A 20,771-nucleotide genomic window follows, 5' to 3' on the forward strand; every position below is an offset into this window, starting at 1 on the left:
CAAGGCATGCCTTGGTGACTGTTTAAATATAGTATTTATAATACTAATATCTCAAATTACTGAACTTCAGAAACGCGGATAGTATTCGTTCTGCCTTTAGCATGCAATGGCGTAGAAGACGTGTTGATCACGATCTGTCCTGGATTTACCAATTTGTGCTCTTTTAGCAACTCATTGACATCTTGGATTGTACCGTCTGTACTTTCAAATTTATCGTAGATAAATGTCTGTACACCCCATACTAAGCTAAGCATAGTCAACAATTTTTTGTTGCCAGTGAATACATAGATATCTGCATTCGGACGGAAACTTGCTATTTCCAATGCCGTATAACCAGATGAAGTCATGGCTACGATCGCAGAAGCATTTGTTTTTTCTGCCAAGAAAATAGAACTGTTGCAGATCGCATCCGCTATTTTCGTGATGTTTACCGACTCACCATTATCTTTATCGCTGTAGTATGGATAAGAAGTAGATTCTACGTGTGTGATGATTTTTGCCATCGTCTCGATTACGATCTCTGGGAATTCACCTACCGAAGTTTCACCGCTTAACATCACTGCATCTGCACCATCTAATACCGAGTTAGCCACGTCATTTACCTCTGCACGCGTAGGGCGTGGGGTAGTAGTCATTGTTTCCAACATCTGCGTTGCGATGATAACTGGTTTAGAAAGGTCACGACATTTTTGTACGATGATTTTCTGTAAACCTGGTACTTCTTCCATTGGAAGTTCCACACCAAGGTCTCCACGTGCTACCATGATTGCATCCGTTTCTGCGATGATCGCGTCAATATTTTCAATCGCTTCTGGTTTCTCGATTTTAGCGATGATCTTCGCCTGAGAGCCTTTTTTAGCAATGATTTCTTTACACTGAATGATATCATCCGCCGAACGCACAAACGACATGGCGATCCAGTCTGCACCGTGATCTAAAGCAAAGTCTAGGTTATCTAAATCTTCTTCCGTCAATGATGGAATAGATACTTTGGTATTCGGAAGATTCACACCTTTACGAGATGTAAGGATACCACCATGTACTACGGTACAAGTAACGGTATCTTTACGGTTAGTCGAGATGACGCGAAGTTGCAATTTACCGTCGTCTAACAAGATTACCTCATTTTCCTTCACATCGTTCGGGAAGTTTTGGTAAGTAATATAAATACTGTTCTCGTCGCCGATTTTTTCATGCGTCGTGATTTCTACACGGCTGCCATTCACCAAAATAGCACCACCTTCTTTCATTTTGCCAATCCGAATTTTCGGACCTTGAAGGTCGGCTAGGATTCCAACGTTAAATGGATTTTCCTGATTAATCTCATTGATCGTGTTGATAACTTTCAAGTGATCCTCTTGCGCACCGTGAGAGAAATTAAGACGACATACATCGACACCTTTAGCAATCAAACGAGTTAAAACTTCCTTGTTGGCTGAAGCGGGGCCTATTGTAGCGACAATCTTGGTGCGCTTTTTGAGCTTTTCCATTTACTTTATATTTATGTTTCTTTAAATCAATTCTTGTACTAATAGCACAGGTTGTTTAGGAGAATATCCAACTTTCCTAGGCTATGTAAGTGTATCAATTACACTTTAATAAATCGCTAAAATATCAGATTTTCTTTGGATTTCAATATTATTGGATCGATTTCTTTTACTAAGAGTATATCTGCGACACTCTTTAAGCTTTCGATTAATATTTTTAAATCATCTTGGTCGATAAAGTGCTTGATGAGAATAAAATAATCGAAATTGGGAGCTTCTGGTATCAGCAGGCCACCTTCTTCGCCGCGGTTGTTCATCAGATAATACTCGTGGTCATACGTTGTGTTGATATATCTAAAGGTCGTAAAATGCTGCATAGAGGCAGTCTTACCGCGTTTTTGCTCGTAGATAATGTGGTAGTCCATCTCATTGCGCGACTTCTCTTTTGGGATGCCTTTGTGGTCAATGTAGTCTTCCTTGCCATGTGTAAGTTGGAGGTTGGTGTGCTTATTTACAAAATGGCACAAGCGATAATCTCGGAGGGAGGAACTGATACCAATCAGTACAAAATCCAACTCGAGATCAAAATCTGTTTCCAGTTTAAAAGTAACTTTACTCACAAGTTGCCGACATTTGGTGGACGCACAAAGGTAGTATTTTCGGTGTGAACCACTTTGTGTGGCCAGTTTATATTTATATTATTTGATTGTTTAGATAATTTAAAGTTGCGAAGTAGTAGATTTATGCCTATAATTGAGTGTCTATAGTCTGTGAAAGACACTTCCTGCAAAACAACAGCGCAGCTGAATTGTTCTTTATTTGTATTTCTCAAAATCGGAGTTTGATTTATGAGTAAATTTATTTTTCTTTGCACAGATTTATTAAACAATTAAATTAGAGAATCATGTCAGATATCGCATCAAGAGTAAAAGCTATTATCGTTGAAAAATTAGGTGTTGATGAAAATGAAGTTACACCTGAAGCTTCTTTCACAAACGATTTAGGTGCAGACTCACTTGACACTGTTGAATTGATTATGGAATTTGAAAAAGAATTCAACGTTGCTATTCCAGACGATCAAGCAGAAAACATCAGTACAGTTGGTCAAGCTATCACTTATTTAGAGAAGAACGTTAACTAACATTTTTATTAGGCCAAGCATAATTAATGGAGCTTAAAAGAGTAGTTGTTACAGGATTAGGCGCACTTACACCTATTGGCAATACCGTCTCAGAATATTGGGATGGTTTGATAAATGGTGTAAGTGGCGCTGCTCCTATTACGCATTTCGATGCATCAAAGTTCAAGACCCAATTTGCTTGTGAAGTAAAGGGCTTCGATCCGCATGTATTCATGGATCGGAAAGAGGCACGTAAAGTGGACCCGTTTGTGCAGTACGCCATCGCGTCTACCGATGAGGCCGTCAAAGATGCAAATCTTGATTTTGAAAATTTAAACAGAAATCGAATCGGTGTAATCTGGGGATCAGGTATAGGCGGGCTTACCACTTTCACGGAAGAAGTTGTTAATTATTCCAAAGGTGATGGTACACCACGATTCAATCCCTTCTTTATTCCAAAGATGTTGGTAGATATCGCGCCAGGGCATATTTCTATGAGATATGGTTTGCGTGGGCCTAACTTCTCTGCGGTTTCTGCTTGTGCTTCGGCAACAAATGCTTTGATCGATGCCTTTACGTATATTCGGATGGGTAGAGCAGATGTGATTATAACGGGTGGCTCTGAAGCCACGGTAAACGAAGCGGGTATTGGTGGTTTCAACGCGATGCACGCATTGTCTACACGCAATGATGATCCAGCTACTGCTTCACGTCCATTTGATAAAGATCGTGATGGTTTTGTGTCGGGAGAAGGTTCTGGAGCGATCGTTTTAGAGAGCTTAGAGCATGCTTTGGCTCGAGGAGCGAAGATATACGCAGAAGTAGTAGGTGGCGGTATGAGTGCCGATGCTTACCACATAACCGCGTCGCATCCAGAAGGACTCGGCGCTAAATTGGCCATGACAATGGCGGTAGAAGATGCGGAGTTGACTTTTGCAGATATTGATTATATCAATGTACATGGTACATCTACACCAGTAGGTGATATCAGCGAAACAAAAGCAATTGTCGATCTTTTCGGAGAACATGCTTATAATTTGAATATTAGTTCGACGAAGTCGATGACGGGTCATTTGCTCGGAGCTGCAGGTGCGATAGAAACAATTGCTTCTATTCTTGCGGTGAAGAATGATATTGTCCCACCGACTATCAATCACTTTACCGACGATCCACAGATTGACAGTAAATTGAATTTTACTTTCAACAAAGCGCAGAAGCGTGTGGTGAATGCCGCACTAAGCAATACATTTGGCTTCGGCGGTCACAATGCGACCGTTATTGTTAAAAAGTATAAAGCGTAATGGTTATCGTATTATACAAGTAATAAAGAATTTGGTAGGTAGTCTTCGAAACGAGGCTACCTATTTCTTTTTAAGGATCGTGCATGGCGCTCAACGTTTACAAATTATACCTTTCTCCCAAACGGAAATATTATAAGAAGCTGAAGAATATACTGGGATTCGTGCCCGGTAATATCAAACTCTATCAGATGGCTTTCCGACACAAGTCGGTAGCGGTAGCTATAAAAGAAGGAGTGAAAAACAGCAACGAAAGGTTAGAATTTCTGGGAGATGCCGTCTTAGGATCCGTCATCGCAGAATTGTTATTCAAATTGTATCCCTACAAAGGCGAAGGATTCTTGACCGAAATGCGCTCGAAAATCGTATCTCGAGCCAATCTTAATCAGCTTTCTCGTAAGCTAGGGTTGAACGAGCTGATTGAATACGATAAGCGATTAATTCATTTTTCTGCCAAACAAGGTTCGTTACTTGGAGATGCTTTTGAGGCACTTATTGGCGCTGTATATCTGGATAAAGGCTATGAATTTACCCGCGAACTGTTATTAGAGCGGATTGTGAAAGCACATATAGATATCCATACCTTAGAAATGACGGAGACGAATTTTAAAAGTCGCCTAATCGAATGGTGCCAGCACAATAACAAAGAAGTCGCTTTTGAACCGATCGCAAATCCAGAGGGAGAAACTGCCAAAATGTTTTCTGTACGTGTGATGGTAGATGGTGAAGAATGTGGGATTGGTCGTGATTTCAACAAGAAAAGCGCCGAAAAACTAGCTGCTGAAAAAGCTTGCGAACACCTCAAAATCCTGGATGTGGTATAAAGCGTCCGTCTTCGGTGCTTAAACCTTTTTACATATCACTTTCTTCTATTACCTTTGCCCCATGGCACAAGTAAAACCTACTCTGGCAAAGGGTACGCGCGACTTTTCTCCAGTGGAGATGGAGAAGCGTAATCATATCTTCAATACGCTACGCGTGATCTTCCGCAAATACGGATACAACGAAATACAGACTCCTTCGTTTGAAAACCTAACGACCCTAACAGGTAAATATGGTGAAGAAGGAGATCGATTGATCTTTAAGATCTTGAATTCGGGAGATTATTTGGCCAAAGCCTCGGAACCATTATTAGCTGATAAAAATTCGCTGAAGCTCATCCCACAAATTTCAGAAAAAGCATTGCGCTACGATCTCACCGTGCCATTTGCACGCTATGTCGTGATGCATCAGAACGATATTACTTTACCATTCAAACGTTTTCAGATCCAACCGGTATGGCGCGCAGACCGACCACAACGTGGCCGCTATCGCGAGTTTTACCAGTGCGATGTTGATGTTGTTGGTTCGCCATCTTTGCTCAACGAGGCCGAGTTTGTGCTCATCTATCATGAAGCGCTGCGCGCGTTGGGTTTGTCGGACTTCGATATCAAGATCAACAATCGTAAGATTCTCTCTGGCATCGCGGAAGTAATTGGCAAGCCAGAATTGATCGTCGATATGACGGTGGCCATTGATAAATTGGATAAAATCGGCTTAGAAGGCGTAAACAAAGAACTTTTGGAGCGTGGTTTTAGCGATCATGATTTAACTGTTTTAGAACCAATTATCCTATTAGCTGGTACCAACACAGAAAAGTTACACGCTTTGAAGACCGTTTTGGCCTCTTCGGGCGTTGGTTTGGCTGGGGTAGCAGAATTAGAAGAAGTATTTGCGTACATCCACGCTTTGGATACGACGGGCGAAGTGCTTGCCAGTTCGGTAGAAGTCGATATCACGCTTGCGCGTGGTCTTAACTATTATACTGGTTGTATCTTTGAGGTAAAAACCAATGAAGTGCAGATGGGTAGTATTGGCGGCGGCGGACGCTATGATGATCTGACTAGCATGTTTGGTTTGAAAAACCTGACCGGTGTGGGTGTCTCTTTCGGAGCAGATCGTATCTATGATGTATTGGAAGAATTAGGCTTGTTTCCCGAACAATCTGCCGCCTCGACACAGGTGCTGATCTGTAACTTTGAGAAAAATTTAGAAATTCATACGTTGCCGATCGTAAATCGTCTTCGTGCGCAAGGAATCGCTGCCGAAATGTATCCCGAACCCGCCAAACTCAAGAAGCAAATGGGCTACGCCGACAATAAAGGCATTCCTTTTGTGTGGCTTGTCGGGGAGGAAGAAGTAAAGACAAATACCATCGCGGTGAAAGAGATGAAAACCGGTGAGCAAGAAATCCTCAACGAAGCTGCGGCCATCGAAAAAATACGATCTTCACTTTCTCTAGGATAATATCGACCGATCGGCACAAGCCATGGCACATATGTCGTGATTAATTATTAGATTTGTAGTCAGAATAATAAGAAATTCAATACTTAGAAATGAGTTCAACAGCTATAACGAAAGAAACTTATCTAGAGTGGTATAAGTCCATGCTACTCATGCGTAAATTTGAAGAGAAAGCAGGCCAGCTATATGGACAGCAGAAAATTCGTGGTTTTTGTCACTTGTACATCGGTCAAGAAGCCGTAGTTGCGGGTACTATGTCGGTGATCAATCCAGAGGATTCCATGATTACGGCATACCGTGATCATGCACATGCTTTGGCAAAAGGTATTTCTGCTGATGCATGTATGGCCGAACTTTTTGGTAAAGCTACTGGCTGTTCCAAAGGTAAAGGTGGATCTATGCACTTCTTCTCGAAAGAACACAAATTCATGGGCGGCCATGGTATCGTTGGTGGACAAATCCCATTAGGTGCTGGTATCGCATTCGCGGAAAAATATTTAGGCACAAATAATGTGAATATTTGTTACATGGGTGATGGTGCTGTGCGTCAAGGTGCGTTTAACGAAACCTTGAACATGGCCATGTTGTGGAAATTACCGGTAATATTTGTTTGTGAAAACAACGGCTATGCCATGGGAACTTCTGTAAAACGTACCACCAACATGCAAGATATCTACAAAATGGGATTGGGCTTTGATATGCCTAGTGCTCCAGTAGATGGTATGGATGTTGTAGCTGTACACAACGCGATGGACGAAGCGGTACAACGCGCTCGTGCTGGTGAAGGGCCAACGTTCTTAGAAATTCGTACTTACCGCTATAAAGGACACTCGATGTCTGACCCAGCTAAATACCGTACAAAAGACGAGTTAGAAGAATATAAAGGCAGAGATCCACTCATCAATGTAAAACATGCCATCTTAGAGAACAAATATGCTGATGAAGCTTGGTTCAAAGAGATCGAAGATGGCGTTAAAAAAGAAGTAGAACAATCTGTGAAGTTTGCAGAGGAGTCTGAATACCCAGATGCATCTGAAATTTACAAAGATGTCTACGTACAGGAAGACTATCCATTCATTATGGATTAATAAATTAGATAATTACTTTAACTAAATAGATTAGAATCCTACCAAATGGCTGAAGTAGTAAAAATGCCCAAAATGAGCGATACGATGACCGAAGGGGTTATCGCAAAATGGCACAAAAAAGTGGGCGACAAAGTAAACTCTGGCGATCTGATCGCAGAGGTCGAGACCGACAAAGCAACGATGGACTTTGAGTCCTACCAAGAAGGTACTATCCTTTACATCGGCCCAAAAGAAGGTGAAGCAGTAGAAATTGATGCTGTTATCGCAGTTCTTGGTGAAGAAGGTGAAGAATATGAATCCTTGTTGAAAGACGGTGGTTCTTCTTCTAAAGAAAGCAAATCGGAAGATAAATCAGAAGAAAAATCTGATGAGAAAGAAGAGCAAAAAACGGAATCATCCGATAAAAAAGAAGATACCGAAGAAGAAGACGAAGATACATCAGGTGACGATGTTACGGCAGAAGATCTTGGTGTGACTGTCGTGACCATGCCATTGTTGAGTGATACCATGAAAGAAGGTGTCATCGCGCAATGGAACTTCAAAGTAGGTGATGCCATCAAATCTGATGATGCGATCGCAGACGTGGAGACCGATAAAGCAACGATGGAAGTGACGGCTTATGCAGATGGTACATTATTGTACATCGGTGTAGAAGCTGGCGCTGCGGCTCAAGTAAATGAGATCATTGCCATTGTAGGGCCAGAAGGTACTGACATCAAACCGTTGTTGAACAAAAAATCTTCTTCATCAAAATCTTCATCTGATAGCAAGAAAGAAGAAAAATCAGCAGATAAAAAAGAAGATTCTTCCGCAAAAGAAGAGAGCGCAGAAGGCACATCATCGTCTGATGATGCACGCGTAAAAGCTTCTCCTTTGGCACGTAAGATCGCAAAAGATAAAGGTATTGATCTGACTCAGGTGAAAGGTTCTGCAGAAGGCGGACGCATCGTGAAGAAAGACGTAGAAGATTTCACGCCTTCGGCGAAGGAATCTGCTCCTGCTAAAGAAGCTTCGGCTCCAGCAGCATCTTCAGAGAAAACGACCATCAGCATTCCGCAATACATCGGCGAAGAGCGTTATACCGAGAAACCAGTTAATCAAATGCGTAAAACGATTGCGCGTAGATTGTCTGAGTCACTATTCACTGCACCACATTTCTACCTAACGATCAGTTTGGATATGGACAATGCGATGGCAGCTCGTGCTCAGATCAACGAGGTTGCTCCTGTAAAAGTTTCATTCAACGATATCGTGATCAAAGCGGTAGCTGTAGCCTTGAAAAAACACCCAGCGGTGAATTCTTCGTGGCAAGGTGACAAGGTGAGATACAACGAGCACACCAATATCGGTGTGGCGATTGCGGTGGAAGATGGACTTCTAGTACCAGTAGTACGCTTTGCCGATGGCAAATCATTATCACACATATCTGCTGAAGTAAAAGATTTCGCTGGCAAAGCAAAATCGAAAAAACTACAGCCTTCGGATTGGGAAGGTTCTACCTTCACCGTATCTAACTTAGGTATGTTTGGTATCGATGAGTTTACATCCATCATTAACTCACCAGATGGCGCAATCCTATCCGTAGGAGCAATACAGCAAGTACCTGTCGTGAAGAACGGCGCAGTAGTACCAGGCAATGTAATGAAAGTGACATTGGGCTGTGATCACCGAGTAGTAGATGGCGCAACCGGCGCCGCATTCTTACAGACTGTAAAAAGTTTGATCGAATCGCCAATTCGTTTGTTGGCGTAACCCGATTTCTTATATTTAAGGCCACTTCATTAGAAGTGGCTTTTTTATTATCTCTATTTTTTTAGCAAATATCGTAGCGTGAAGTTTATCTTATCCTATATATTATTTAGTGTATTAATCTTTGTATCGTGCGCTTCATCTGAAGAGAAGCAAGCCGAAGCAGAGCAGCAGCAAGCCAATTTAGATAGTATTGCCTTGGTGTACGATCCGGTCAACGCTGATCCGGAGATCGACCAATTTATGCGTAACCTTCATCGAAAAGGTTTTAACGGCAATGTATTGGTGGCCAAGCAAGGCAAGATCATCTATCAAAATGCCTTTGGCTGGGCCAACTATTTGCTGAAAGATAGTTTGAATGTCAACTCGCAATTCGAGTTAGCATCCGTTTCCAAACCATTAACCGGCGTTGGTGTGATGCAGTTAGTGGAAGCCGGCAAGCTACGCCTTGATCAGAAAGTTACGGAGTTCTTTCCTGAATTTCCGTTTCCGGGGGTCACTATTCAGCAATTACTATCCCATCGATCGGGCCTGCCCAACTATGTGTATTTCTCCGAAGATCATTGGAAAGATCGTAAGAAAGGAATGAGCAATATGGATGCGATGGCACTATTGGCTGAGCATAAGCCCAACCGCTACGGCGCGCCCGATGGCCGCTTCCATTACAACAATTCCAACTTCATGGTATTGGCTTCTATCGTGGAGAAAGTGACTGGACAAGATTTTGCGGTATATATGAAAGAGCATGTGTTCAATCCTGCCGGAATGAAAAACACCGCTATACTTTCTCGAGCCGTGTACGAAAAAATCCCCACGGATGTGATCGGTCATGATAAAACGTGGCGTAGATCGGTTGTACAAAATTACTTGGATGGCCCAGTAGGAGATAAAGGTGCATACAGCACCGTGCAGGATTTATTTTTGTTTGACCGTGCACTGCGAGATGGTCGCTTGCTGAAGCAAGAAACGCAGGATTCGAGTTATGTAGCACGTAGCGATGCGCGTCGCAGTTTGTTTAGCTACGGTTACGGTTGGCGCACATTTAACCCAGTAGATAACCCAATCGTATACCATACGGGCTGGTGGCATGGTTTTAAAAGTTTATATGTGCGCGACCTGAAAAACGATATTACGATAGTTTTGTTAACTAATATGGCAAACGGAAGTTTAAATCAGTTAGATGACTTGTATAAAATTCTGAAAATGCCTATTTTGAGACAAAACGCCTACAATTCAAACGGCGATTTAGTAAACTAAATAACTTGGATACGATATGAAAAAGACATTGATATTGGGCGCGAGCACCAACCCAGCGAGATACTCATACTTAGTAGCGAATAAACTAACGCGCAAAGGCCACACTATCGTAAATGTTGGTCTGAAACAAGGAGCAGTAGCAGGAGTAGAAATCGAACCGGCAGAAGCGGTCCATACAGACATTGATACCATTACATTATATGTGGGTCCAAGAAATCAATCGGTCTATTACGATTATATCCTCAACACCAAACCAAAGCGCTTGATCATGAATCCTGGTACAGAAAATCCAGAATTGAGCGAGAAAGCACATGCTGCTGGTATTGAAGTGGTAGAAGCATGTACCTTAGTGATGTTGAATACCGGACAGTTCTAAGATATTAGCAAGATATTTAATATGTACGGCGGCGGCATTCTCAAAAGATGTCGCCGTCATCTGTTTAAATAGCAAACAACCAACGGTACAAATGATTTAAAGATCGCAGAAGAATAGCATCCTGAATAGATAGATCGATAGTCTGGAGATATAAAAAAGAAACACCTGAAGCGGGGAACTTCAGGTGTTTCACTAACTAACCAATTATTAACCTAAATTATGAATACTAGTACATAATCAAGATCTGTGCCATTGCCTTTTGGAGCTTTACGTTTAACAATATTTTAACAACTATGCCGTCATTCTTGTAATATGTATCTTTGATACGTATGTCAGACATCCAGAAAAAATTCGATCGTATATTGTCCATTTATATTTATTTGCAGACAAAACGTCTGGTCACAGCATCCGAGCTTGCCAATAAATATCATGTGAGTATTCGTACCATTTATCGAGATGTGCAATCTTTGTTGCAAGCTGGCATTCCGATTTATGGCGAAGCAGGTGCAGGTTATTCTATGATGCCAGAATTTCGGCTACCGGCGATCCCTTTTACTAGAGAGGAGGCGCTGAGCTTTGTGGCAGCAGAAAAATTAGTAAGTCAATATACCGACAAGCAGCTTTCACACAATTTTAATAAGGCGATCAGCAAGATGAAGGCCTTGCTACGGTACTCCGAAAAGCAGCACTTAGAAGACGCGCATGCTCAGTTGCTGGTAAATGGGATGGAGAACGTCTTTAACCAAGAGCTGCCAGATGGCTTGAGCATATTACTAGAAAGCATTGTATCTAAGCGATGTGTACACATACGATATCAAAAGCCAGCAGACTCCACTGCCGACGAACGAATCATCGAGCCAGTGGGCGTTTTTATTGAAGGGCGGTTTTGGTATGTCATGGCATACTGCCAGATGCGTCAAGATTATCGACAATTTCGTTTAGATCGCATCCAGTATATACGTCTTACGACAGATGCTTTCATACAAACGCATCAAGATCTCGCTTTCTATCTGGAGAAGAAAAGTCACGCGCCGAAAATAGATGTGATTATTCGGGTGGATGTAGCTATCGCGAGGTATTTGAATTGGGATCGCGTAAATTACGGTTTTACGCACGAAGTGGCGATGGGCGACGAAGTCGAAATGCATTTCCAGACTGATAATTTGGATGAATATTTCGCGCGCTGGTTTATGATGTTTGCCGATCAGGCGAGCGTAGTAGCGCCCGTAAGACTTCGTCACAGAATTCGCGACTTGTTATCGACTAGCTTGCACAGGTGGGAGCAGCCATCCGTTGATTAAGCGAACAAGAGCTCAGGCTAGCTGAGCTCTTGTAGAAAAAGAGTAAATCTTAACTTCTATTTGCTGCGATCCCAGAAAAACGGTGGTTCGATGCCTAACATCCGTAAGTATACAAAACCCTGTGCGCGGTGATGTATTTCATTATCCACGAAATATAAGATGTTGTGAATGATTGGGAAGTTGAACTGACCAAACAAGTTGTAGTTTTCTTCGAATCGCTCTTCGGGGATCTGCAAAAACAACTTTTCAATTTGTGGGGTAGCCTCATCCCATGCCTGCAGCAATGCTGCTTTGCTCTCGTAAGGTAGGTCATGATCGTACGGTTTGATTTCCTGATGCACGATGCCATTCAATCCGGGTACAGCCAAGCTGAGCAATTCTTTGATAAGGTCGGCGAAGGTGCGCATGTTTTCTACGTGAAACGTAAACAATTGGTCTTCCGGAAACTTCTCCAGCGTGCGACGTGTCAAGTTGCGATGCTCTAACCAGTGTGTTAGCAAGTCGTGTTTTGAGATAAGTGATGTGCTCATGATAATGTCTTTTAATGAGATGTTATTGATAAATGTATGGCACAAACTTAGCATCGGTCAATGACAGCAGTATGTCAGTAGTACGCTGAGTTTTATTTTTTATTTTGAAATAGCAGATCGTGTGATGAGCAATTCGCGTGTTGGTCTTAAAATAGAAATCAGAATAACCTTTAAAAAAATAATACACTAACTATTTGATAGTTATAACAAAATGTATACCTTTGCAAACCCTAAATGGGGGAAGTGTGTCTTGAGCGAAGCCCTACTGCTTCGATGGACGTTTAATTTATTTATTTTATAACATGTCAGGAATTATTGGTAAAAAAGTAGGAATGACCAGCCTGTTCAGTACAGAGGGAAAGAATATCCCGTGTACAGTAATTGAGGCTGGGCCGTGCGTGGTAACGCAGATACGTACGGTAGAGAAAGATGGCTATTCTGCTATTCAACTTGGCTATGATGATGCTAAGGAAAAGAATACTACATCTCCTCTAAAAGGGCACTTCGCAAAAGCGGGAGTGACTCCTAAGCGTAAACTAGTGGAATTCAAAACCTTCGAGGATGAGAAAGCACTAGGAGACACTATTGATGTAACTTTATTCGAAGAAGGCGAGTTTGTCGACGTAGTCGGTACTTCTAAAGGTAAAGGTTTTCAAGGTGTAATGAAGCGTCATGGCTTTGGTGGTGTAGGTGGTGCGACTCACGGTCAGCACAATAGACTACGTGCACCAGGTTCATTAGGTGCTTCATCATGGCCTTCACGCGTATTCAAAGGGATGCGTATGGCGGGTCGTATGGGTGGTGACAGAGTGAAAGTTCAAAACCTTCAGGTATTGAAAGTTTACCCTGAGCAAAACCTAATCGTGGTTAGTGGTTCCATTCCTGGAGCCAAAGGTTCTTATGTAATCGTAGACAAGTAGAGAGAGATGGAAATTAACGTATTTAATTTATCAGGAAAAGAAACAGGTGCCAAGGTGCAGCTTCCTGAGTCGGTATTCGGTGTTAAGCCAAGCGACCATGCGATCTATTTGGATGTGAAACAGTACTTAGCGAACCAACGCCAGGGAACACACAAATCAAAACAACGTAATGAGATCGCTGGTTCTACGCGTAAATTACACAAGCAAAAAGGTACAGGTGGTGCTCGTGCGGGTTCTATCAAGTCTCCATTGTTTAATGGTGGTGGTCGTGTATTCGGTCCACAGCCACGTGACTATTCTTTCAAATTGAACAAAAAATTGAAACAATTGGCACGTAAATCAGCGTTGAGCTACAAAGCACAAGAAAACAATGTTGTGGTATTAGACGAAATAAACTTCGATACTATCAAAACTAAAAACTACTTGGCTTTAGTAAACGCGTTGAACATTGCTGATGACAAGACTTTATTGGTATTGCCAGCATATAATAACAATGTTTATTTATCAAGCAGAAACCTGAAGAAAGCAAAAGTAATCGTAGCTTCTGAGTTGAATACATATGATGTATTGAACGCAACGAAACTATTGTTGACAGCAGATACTGTAAAAACTTTGGAGGAGGCATTCGCTAAGTAATTATGGAAATTATCAAAAAACCAATCTTAACGGAGAAAGCTTCTATATGGACGGAAAAACAAAACCGTTACGCTTTCAAAGTAGATCATAGAGCTAATAAAATTCAGATCAAAGAAGCTGTAGGAGCGATGTTTGGTGTAACTGTTGTCGGCGTGAATACCATGGTCGTAGCAGGTAAAGCTAAAAGCCGTTTTACAAAAGCTGGAAATGTATCTGGAAGAGCTCCTAAGTACAAAAAAGCCGTCATCACTGTTAAGGATGGCGATACTATTGACTTTTACACTACACTATAATAAGAAATGGCAGTTAAAAGATTCAAACCGGTAACCCCTGGTACACGTTTTAGAGTTGGTGCAGACTACTCTGATGTGACTACTAACGTCCCTGAAAAGTCGTTAACAGTAGGAACGAACAAAAGATCAGGCGGTCGTAATCAATCCGGTAAAATGACTATGCGTTATATCGGTGGGGGACACAAAAAAGTATACCGATTAATAGATTTCAAACGCGATAAAAAAGATATCCCTGCAAATGTAGCTACTATCGAGTACGATCCAAATCGTACAGCACGTATTGCCTTGTTGCACTACGCGGATGGTGAGAAACGTTACATCATTGCTCCAGCCGGCTTAACAGTAGGCATGACAGTATCAGCAGGTGAATCAGTTGCCCCAGAAATTGGAAATACAATGCCATTGGCAAAAATTCCTTTGGGTTCTATCATTCACAACATTGAACTGAATCCAGGTCAAGGCGGTTCGATCGCTCGTTCGGCTGGTACATACGCTCAATTATCGGCGCGTGATGGCAAATATGCAATTATCAAATTACCTTCTGGTGAGACACGTATGATTCTTTCTACTTGTGTTGCTACGATTGGTTCGGTATCTAATGCCGAGCGCTCTAACGAGGTATTGGGTAAAGCAGGTCGCAAGCGTTGGTTAGGTCGTCGTCCACGCGTTCGTGGTGTAGCTATGAACCCGGTCGATCACCCTATGGGTGGTGGTGAAGGACGTTCATCAGGAGGTCATCCACGCTCTCGTACGGGTGTGTTAGCGAAAGGTTACAAAACCCGTTACAAAAAGAAAACATCGAATCGTTACATCATTGAAAGAAGGAAAAAATAATGGCGCGTTCAATTAAAAAAGGTCCTTATATCGATCACAACTTAGAAAGAAAAGTTCTTTCTATGAATGAAACAAACAAAAAGTCAGTTATCAAAACTTGGTCTCGTAGATCTATGATTTCACCTGATTTTGTGGGCCATACCTTCGCAGTGCACAACGGGAATAAATTTATCCCTGTCTATGTAACGGAAAATATGGTTGGTCACAAGCTTGGTGAGTTTGCACCTACGCGTACATTCAGAGGCCACTCAGAAAAGAAAAAATAATAGGTAATGGAAGCAACAAAAAAACTCAAAAAATCTGTCTTAATTAGACAGCGCAAAGAGCAGGAAAAAGCTCAAGTAGGAGGAGCTTCTACTGCCAAATTGTTGAACTGCCCTACCTCTCCGCGCAAAATGCGTTTGGTAGTGGATCTGATCCGTGGTGAAAAAGTAGAAAACGCTCTTTACATCTTGAAACATACAGGTAAAGAAGCTGCTATTCGTGTTGAAAAACTATTACTGTCGGCCATCAAAAACTGGGAAACTAGCAATGAAGGCGCTACAGTAGAAGATAGCACTTTGTATGTGAAAGAAGTATCTGTAGGTGGTGGTCGTCAATTGAAAAGATTGCGTCCAGCTCCACAAGGTCGTGGCTATAGAATTCGTAAACGTTCGAATCACGTGACTTTGGTAGTAGATAGTTTAAAAAACGTTAATAACTAATTTATAAACAAGAATGGGACAAAAAGCAAATCCAATAGGTATCAGATTAGGAATCATCAAAGGATGGGATTCTAATTGGTTCGGAGGCAACAACTATTCCGATAAATTAGTTGAAGACGAAAAAATCAGAAAATATCTTTCTGCACGTATCTCTAAAGGTGGCGTAGCAAAAGTGGTTATCGAAAGAACACTTAAGCGCATCACCGTTACGATCCATACAGCACGTCCAGGTATCGTTATCGGTAAAGGTGGTCAAGAAGTAGATAAGATCAAAGAAGAGTTGAAAAAACTGACTAAAAAGGATGTTCAAATCAATATTTTCGAGATCAAACGTCCGGAGCTTGACGCTAAATTGGTAGCAGAAGGTGTCGCTAAACAATTGGAGGCGAGGATTTCTTTCCGTCGCGCCATGAAGACAACTATTGCAGCTACGATGCGTATGGGTGCCGAAGGTATCAAGATTATGTGTTCTGGTCGTTTAGGTGGTGCTGAGATGGCACGTACCGAGCAGTACAAAGAAGGAAGAACTCCTCTACACACGTTACGTGCTGATATTGATTATGCACTAGCTGAAGCCTTGACTACCTATGGTAAGATCGGTGTAAAAGTGTGGATCTGTAAAGGCGAAGTGTATGGTAAACGCGACCTTTCTCCGAACATCGGACAAGGGGCTAACACCAAAACACGCGGCGGCAACGAAGGTGCTGGCGATCGTCGTGACAATCGTGGTGGTGCTCGTGGCGGACGTCGTGATGGCGGACGTGGCGGCAACAACAACCGCGGCGGTGGCGCAGGTGCTAAAAGAGGATAATTAATAATTTGATTAGATTAAAGTAAGTGTCTGCGTGATGCAGACTTAAACAGAATACGAACATGTTACAGCCAAAAAGAACGAAGTTCAGAAAGATGCAGAAAGGCCGCATGAAAGGCAACGCTACTCGTGGAGCAGAGTTGGCTTTCGGATCTTTCGGTATCAAATCATTGGAACCAGCATGGATCACCAGTCGTCAGATCGAGGCAGCGCGTATCGCGGTTACTCGTTTCATGAAACGTGAGGGTCAAGTATGGATCCGCATTTTCCCTGACAAACCTGTTACCAAAAAACCTGCAGAGGTACGTATGGGTAAAGGTAAGGGTGCTCCAGAGTATTGGGTGGCAGTTGTACGCCCAGGCCGGATGTTATTCGAAGCAGAAGGTGTACCTTTGGAAGTTGCCAAAGAAGCATTGCGCCTAGCTGCTCAGAAATTACCGGTTCAAACCAAGTTTGTGATACGTAGAGATTACGTAGAAGCATAATAATCATCGGTAATGTCAACGATTTAGGCTTGTGGCCGTTACCCACAAGCCACTCTATAAATCAGCGATAACCCGGTAAAATTAGACATGATGAAAAATTCAGAAATCGTAGAATTATCAAAAGAGGATTTAGTAGCTCAACTTAAAGAAGAGAAAGCTGCCCTTAACAAATTGAAATTTGCACATGCTGTTTCTGCTGTTGAAAACCCTAACGTGATCAAAGCAGCTCGCAGAAATATTGCGCGTATCTCTACTGAGATTACTAAGCGTAAAAACGAAGCGAAAGCGCAAGAAACAGCCTCTGAGGCATAAATTAAAGTCGAAATGGAAAGAAATTTAAGAAAAACAAGAATCGGCTTAGTAGTTAGCAACAAGATGGACAAGTCTATCGTCGTAACGGTTGAACGTAAAGTGAAGCACCCGATCTACGGTAAGTTCGTTAAAAAAACTACTAAATTTAAAGCTCATGACGAAACAAATACCTGCGGTATCGGCGACACGGTATTAATTATGGAAACTCGTCCGCTGAGTAAAACAAAGAACTGGAGATTGGTAGAAATTTTAGAAAGAGCTAAATAATGGTACAACAGGAATCAAGATTAAATGTAGCCGATAACTCTGGAGCTAAAGAAGTTTTAGTAATCCGTGTGTTAGGCGGTACGCGCAAGCGTTATGCATCTATCGGTGATAAAGTTGTTGTTACCGTAAAAAGCGCGATGCCTTCTGGAAATGTGAAGAAGGGTTCAGTATCTAAAGCTGTAGTAGTCCGTACGAAGAAAGAAATCCGTCGTAAAGATGGTTCTTACATTCGTTTCGATGACAATGCTGCAGTATTGTTAAACAACAACGATGAGCCACGCGGCACACGTATCTTTGGTCCAGTGGCGAGAGAGTTACGTGAGAAGCAGTTCATGAAGATTGTATCACTAGCACCGGAGGTTTTATAATTATGGCACAAAAGACAAAAACAACTACTCACAAAATCAAACTTAAAAAAGGAGATTTAGTGAAAGTTATCGCTGGTAACTCTAAAGGTGTTCAAGGTAAGGTATTAGAAATCAAAGTGGACTCAGGTAGAGCTATCGTAGAAGGCGCTAACATCGTAAAAAAACACACTAAACCTAGCGCAGCTAGCCCTAACGGTGGTATCATCGAGAAGGAAGCTGCCATCAATATCTCTAACTTAACTTTGATCGATCCTAAAACAGGAGAGCCTACTCGCGTAGGTCGTCGGGTTAATGAAGATGGTAAAATTGTTCGTTACGCAAAAAAATCAGGGGAGGAAATTAAATAATGACTTACGCACCAAGATTAAAAGCGAAATATGCGGATGAAATTCGTAATTCGCTGAAAGAAAAATTTCAGTACAAAAGCGTGATGCAAGTTCCTAAACTGCAGAAGATTGTTGTATCTCAAGGTGTAGGCGCTGCGACAGCAGATAAGAAATTAATCGACAACGCATTAGCGGAGTTGACAATGATTACTGGTCAGCAAGCAGTATCTACTAAATCTAAGAAAGATATCTCCAACTTCAAATTGCGTAAAGGTATGCCTGTTGGTGTTCGCGTAACATTACGTGACAACAATATGTACGAATTCCTAGATCGTTTGATCTCTGTATCATTGCCACGTATTCGCGATTTCCGCGGTATCAATGATAAAGGTTTTGACGGACGTGGTAACTACAACTTAGGTGTTACTGAGCAGATTATCTTCCCAGAGATCAACATTGATAAAATCAACAAGATCCAAGGTATGGATATCACTTTCGTGACTTCTGCTAACAATGACATCGAAGCATTGGAGTTATTGAAACAATTCGGTTTACCATTCAAAAATCAAAATACCAACAACAATGGCTAGAGAAGGAGTAAAAGCACGCGAAATCAAGCGTCAAAAGTTAGTCGCAAAGTATGCTGATAAACGCGCAGAATTAAAAGCTGCCGGAGATTATGCTGCATTGGACAAATTGCCTAAGAATGCTTCTCCAGTTCGTTTGCACAATCGTTGTAAATTGACTGGTCGTCCTAGAGGATATATGCGTCAATTTGGTATCTCTCGTGTAACTTTCCGTGAGATGGCTCTTGATGGTAAGATCCCGGGAGTGAGAAAAGCCTCTTGGTAATTTAAAAAAAATCTTTACTTTTGCCCCGATAAGCTTACAAATAGCTTATCAGGGCATTTGCTTTGCAATTTTATGAACCGATAACAGGTCCGCAGCTAAGGTTAGCACGTGGAAACCGTTGTCACAATTTTATTTATATAATGAATACAGATCCAATAGCGGATTACCTTACACGAGTAAGGAATGCCATTAAGGCCAACCACAGGGTTGTTGAAATTCCTGCATCGAACCTGAAGAAAGAAATCACGAAAGTGCTTTTCGACAAAGGTTACATTGCTAATTACAAATTCGTAGAGGAAGGTCCTCAAGGCGCTATCAAAGTGGCTTTGAAATATCATCCAGTTAGCAAAATCTCGGCTATTCGCACCTTGACCCGTGTGAGTAAACCTGGTTTAAGAAAGTATGCAAGTGTGGACGACATGCCTCGCGTGTTGAACGGTTTGGGTATTGCTATCTTGTCTACCTCCAAAGGAATAATGACAGATAAAGAAGCTCGCGTTCAAAATGTTGGTGGTGAAGTTTTATGTTACGTTTATTAATCTAGGAAAAACTCGAACAAATGTCAAGAATTGGAAAAGCGCCTATCGCCATTCCTGCGGGAGTGACGATTTCTGTATCAGATAAGAATCTGGTATCGATAAAAGGGCCAAAAGGAGAATTACTACAGCAGGTAGATAGCGACATTACTATTAGTCAAGAAGATGGTAATATCGTAGTTACTCGTCCTACTGAGCAAAAAAGACACAAAGCGTTGCACGGTTTGTACCGCGCATTGATCAACAACATGGTTGTTGGTGTTACTGAAGGATACAAAACTACGCAAGAGTTGGTTGGTGTGGGTTACCGTGCCACTGCCAATGGTAATACACTAGAGTTAACTTTAGGTTTCTCGCACCAGATTGTTTTCGTACTGCCAAAAGAGATCACTGTAACGACTACTGCCGATAAAGGTAAGAACCCAACAATCACGTTGGAATCTACTGACAAGCAATTGATCGGTCAAGTAGCGGCTAAGATCCGTAGCCTACGCAAGCCAGAGCCATACAAAGGTAAAGGTATCAAGTTTGCTGGCGAAGTGTTAAGAAGAAAAGCAGGTAAATCAGCTAAAAAATAATAACGATGGCAGGAAGTAAATTATCTCGTAGAACGAGAATCAAAAAAGGAATTAGAAAACACCTGACCGGAACAACTGCACGTCCACGTTTGACCGTATTCAGAAGTAATAAAGCGATCTACGCACAAGTGATCGACGATAGTACTGGTAAAACATTGGCGTCTGCGTCTAGCATTTCGAAAGAATTTGCTTCAACAGGCAACAAAGTAGATCAGTCTAAAGCCGTAGGTACTATGGTTGCTGAGAAAGCAAAAGCTGCAGGTGTAGAAAAAGTAGTGTTTGACCGTAATGGGTATTTGTACCATGGCCGTATCAAGTCATTGGCTGAAGGTGCTCGTGAAGGTGGTTTAGACTTTTAAT

At 41.9% G+C, this 20,771-nt stretch carries 29 protein-coding genes; 26 read left to right on the top strand and 3 right to left on the bottom strand.

From position 1 onward, the window contains the following. Positions 1-56 precede the first annotated feature (56 nt). Positions 57-1,490, bottom strand: coding sequence for a pyruvate kinase (gene pyk, locus AC3IRT_RS01900; protein ID WP_489394856.1), 1,434 nt, complete (start codon positions 1,488-1,490; stop codon positions 57-59). Positions 1,491-1,606: 116 nt separating this feature from the next. After that, positions 1,607-2,107: an IPExxxVDY family protein gene (locus tag AC3IRT_RS01905; protein ID WP_489394857.1), complete on the bottom strand. Its 501-nt coding sequence runs from the start codon at positions 2,105-2,107 to the stop codon at positions 1,607-1,609. Between the two features lie 284 nt (positions 2,108-2,391). Here AC3IRT_RS01905 and AC3IRT_RS01910 point away from each other — a divergent pair, with 284 nt between their 5' ends. The 9 genes from AC3IRT_RS01910 (at position 2,392) to AC3IRT_RS01950 (ending at position 11,959) form a co-directional block, all read left to right on the top strand. Then, the gene (locus AC3IRT_RS01910; RefSeq protein ID WP_066754720.1) at positions 2,392-2,628 is read left to right on the top strand and encodes an acyl carrier protein; all 237 of its coding nucleotides are present in this window, start codon (positions 2,392-2,394) and stop codon (positions 2,626-2,628) included. Positions 2,629-2,654: 26 nt separating this feature from the next. Next, positions 2,655-3,908, top strand: a complete 1,254-nt coding sequence (gene fabF / locus AC3IRT_RS01915; protein ID WP_489394858.1) for a beta-ketoacyl-ACP synthase II — start codon at positions 2,655-2,657, stop codon at positions 3,906-3,908. An 83-nt stretch (positions 3,909-3,991) separates the two neighbouring features. After that, on the top strand, positions 3,992-4,729 hold the full coding sequence (gene rnc, locus AC3IRT_RS01920; protein WP_489394859.1) for a ribonuclease III: 738 nt from the start codon (positions 3,992-3,994) through the stop codon (positions 4,727-4,729). Positions 4,730-4,790: 61 nt separating this feature from the next. Next, on the top strand, positions 4,791-6,191 hold the full coding sequence (hisS, locus tag AC3IRT_RS01925; RefSeq protein WP_489394860.1) for a histidine--tRNA ligase: 1,401 nt from the start codon (positions 4,791-4,793) through the stop codon (positions 6,189-6,191). 89 nt (positions 6,192-6,280) lie between these two features. Further along, entirely contained in the window at positions 6,281-7,276 is a 996-nt protein-coding gene (pdhA, locus tag AC3IRT_RS01930) for a pyruvate dehydrogenase (acetyl-transferring) E1 component subunit alpha (RefSeq protein WP_489394861.1), read from the top strand. A gap of 45 nt (positions 7,277-7,321) precedes the next feature. After that, positions 7,322-9,028 (top strand): dihydrolipoyl dehydrogenase family protein, encoded by a 1,707-nt coding sequence (locus AC3IRT_RS01935; RefSeq protein ID WP_489394862.1) that lies wholly within the window; start codon positions 7,322-7,324, stop codon positions 9,026-9,028. A gap of 78 nt (positions 9,029-9,106) precedes the next feature. Beyond that, positions 9,107-10,282, top strand: coding sequence for a serine hydrolase domain-containing protein (locus AC3IRT_RS01940; RefSeq protein ID WP_489394863.1), 1,176 nt, complete (start codon positions 9,107-9,109; stop codon positions 10,280-10,282). 16 nt (positions 10,283-10,298) lie between these two features. Further along, entirely contained in the window at positions 10,299-10,658 is a 360-nt protein-coding gene (locus AC3IRT_RS01945) for a CoA-binding protein (RefSeq protein WP_489394864.1), read from the top strand. 329 nt (positions 10,659-10,987) lie between these two features. Continuing rightward, a complete protein-coding gene (locus AC3IRT_RS01950) occupies positions 10,988-11,959 on the top strand; it encodes a helix-turn-helix transcriptional regulator (protein WP_489394865.1) in 972 nt (323 codons plus the stop codon). Positions 11,960-12,015: 56 nt separating this feature from the next. On the opposite strand, the gene AC3IRT_RS01955 is transcribed toward AC3IRT_RS01950, so the two are convergent. Continuing rightward, complete coding sequence (locus tag AC3IRT_RS01955; RefSeq protein WP_489394866.1) at positions 12,016-12,489, bottom strand: DinB family protein; 474 nt, start codon at positions 12,487-12,489, stop codon at positions 12,016-12,018. Positions 12,490-12,791: 302 nt separating this feature from the next. Between AC3IRT_RS01955 and rplC the strand changes: the two genes are divergently transcribed. The 17 genes from rplC (at position 12,792) to rplR (ending at position 20,770) form a co-directional block, all read left to right on the top strand. Then, positions 12,792-13,409, top strand: coding sequence for a 50S ribosomal protein L3 (gene rplC, locus AC3IRT_RS01960; protein WP_489394867.1), 618 nt, complete (start codon positions 12,792-12,794; stop codon positions 13,407-13,409). Between the two features lie 6 nt (positions 13,410-13,415). After that, on the top strand, positions 13,416-14,045 hold the full coding sequence (gene rplD / locus AC3IRT_RS01965) for a 50S ribosomal protein L4 (protein ID WP_489394868.1): 630 nt from the start codon (positions 13,416-13,418) through the stop codon (positions 14,043-14,045). A gap of 2 nt (positions 14,046-14,047) precedes the next feature. Beyond that, positions 14,048-14,338: a 50S ribosomal protein L23 gene (rplW, locus tag AC3IRT_RS01970; RefSeq protein WP_489394869.1), complete on the top strand. Its 291-nt coding sequence runs from the start codon at positions 14,048-14,050 to the stop codon at positions 14,336-14,338. A 6-nt stretch (positions 14,339-14,344) separates the two neighbouring features. Continuing rightward, the gene (gene rplB, locus AC3IRT_RS01975) at positions 14,345-15,172 is read left to right on the top strand and encodes a 50S ribosomal protein L2 (protein ID WP_489394870.1); all 828 of its coding nucleotides are present in this window, start codon (positions 14,345-14,347) and stop codon (positions 15,170-15,172) included. Then, on the top strand, positions 15,172-15,438 hold the full coding sequence (gene rpsS, locus AC3IRT_RS01980) for a 30S ribosomal protein S19 (RefSeq protein ID WP_489394871.1): 267 nt from the start codon (positions 15,172-15,174) through the stop codon (positions 15,436-15,438). The genes rplB and rpsS overlap by 1 nt, the downstream gene beginning before the upstream one ends. A gap of 6 nt (positions 15,439-15,444) precedes the next feature. Further along, the gene (gene rplV / locus AC3IRT_RS01985; protein WP_116776329.1) at positions 15,445-15,876 is read left to right on the top strand and encodes a 50S ribosomal protein L22; all 432 of its coding nucleotides are present in this window, start codon (positions 15,445-15,447) and stop codon (positions 15,874-15,876) included. A gap of 13 nt (positions 15,877-15,889) precedes the next feature. Beyond that, a complete protein-coding gene (rpsC, locus tag AC3IRT_RS01990; protein WP_489394872.1) occupies positions 15,890-16,687 on the top strand; it encodes a 30S ribosomal protein S3 in 798 nt (265 codons plus the stop codon). A gap of 62 nt (positions 16,688-16,749) precedes the next feature. After that, the gene (gene rplP / locus AC3IRT_RS01995) at positions 16,750-17,172 is read left to right on the top strand and encodes a 50S ribosomal protein L16 (protein WP_066754750.1); all 423 of its coding nucleotides are present in this window, start codon (positions 16,750-16,752) and stop codon (positions 17,170-17,172) included. A 90-nt stretch (positions 17,173-17,262) separates the two neighbouring features. Continuing rightward, positions 17,263-17,484 (top strand): 50S ribosomal protein L29, encoded by a 222-nt coding sequence (gene rpmC, locus AC3IRT_RS02000; protein ID WP_489396092.1) that lies wholly within the window; start codon positions 17,263-17,265, stop codon positions 17,482-17,484. Positions 17,485-17,496: 12 nt separating this feature from the next. Then, a complete protein-coding gene (gene rpsQ, locus AC3IRT_RS02005) occupies positions 17,497-17,751 on the top strand; it encodes a 30S ribosomal protein S17 (protein WP_066754754.1) in 255 nt (84 codons plus the stop codon). Continuing rightward, positions 17,751-18,119: a 50S ribosomal protein L14 gene (gene rplN / locus AC3IRT_RS02010; protein WP_066754756.1), complete on the top strand. Its 369-nt coding sequence runs from the start codon at positions 17,751-17,753 to the stop codon at positions 18,117-18,119. Before rpsQ ends, rplN begins: the two co-directional genes overlap by 1 nt. A gap of 2 nt (positions 18,120-18,121) precedes the next feature. Continuing rightward, entirely contained in the window at positions 18,122-18,466 is a 345-nt protein-coding gene (gene rplX, locus AC3IRT_RS02015) for a 50S ribosomal protein L24 (protein WP_489394873.1), read from the top strand. Then, the gene (gene rplE / locus AC3IRT_RS02020; protein WP_489394874.1) at positions 18,466-19,035 is read left to right on the top strand and encodes a 50S ribosomal protein L5; all 570 of its coding nucleotides are present in this window, start codon (positions 18,466-18,468) and stop codon (positions 19,033-19,035) included. The genes rplX and rplE overlap by 1 nt, the downstream gene beginning before the upstream one ends. Beyond that, positions 19,028-19,297 carry a 30S ribosomal protein S14 gene (gene rpsN, locus AC3IRT_RS02025; protein WP_066754762.1) on the top strand — a complete coding sequence of 90 codons (270 nt, stop codon included), beginning with the start codon at positions 19,028-19,030 and terminating at the stop codon, positions 19,295-19,297. Before rplE ends, rpsN begins: the two co-directional genes overlap by 8 nt. Before the next feature lie 140 nt (positions 19,298-19,437). Beyond that, positions 19,438-19,836, top strand: a complete 399-nt coding sequence (rpsH, locus tag AC3IRT_RS02030; protein ID WP_489394875.1) for a 30S ribosomal protein S8 — start codon at positions 19,438-19,440, stop codon at positions 19,834-19,836. A 20-nt stretch (positions 19,837-19,856) separates the two neighbouring features. Further along, positions 19,857-20,411 (top strand): 50S ribosomal protein L6, encoded by a 555-nt coding sequence (gene rplF / locus AC3IRT_RS02035; RefSeq protein ID WP_489394876.1) that lies wholly within the window; start codon positions 19,857-19,859, stop codon positions 20,409-20,411. A gap of 5 nt (positions 20,412-20,416) precedes the next feature. Then, positions 20,417-20,770: a 50S ribosomal protein L18 gene (gene rplR, locus AC3IRT_RS02040; protein WP_489394877.1), complete on the top strand. Its 354-nt coding sequence runs from the start codon at positions 20,417-20,419 to the stop codon at positions 20,768-20,770. Position 20,771: the final 1 nt, after the last annotated feature.

The sequence above is a fragment of the Sphingobacterium sp. KH_072 genome (genome assembly GCF_057837975.1).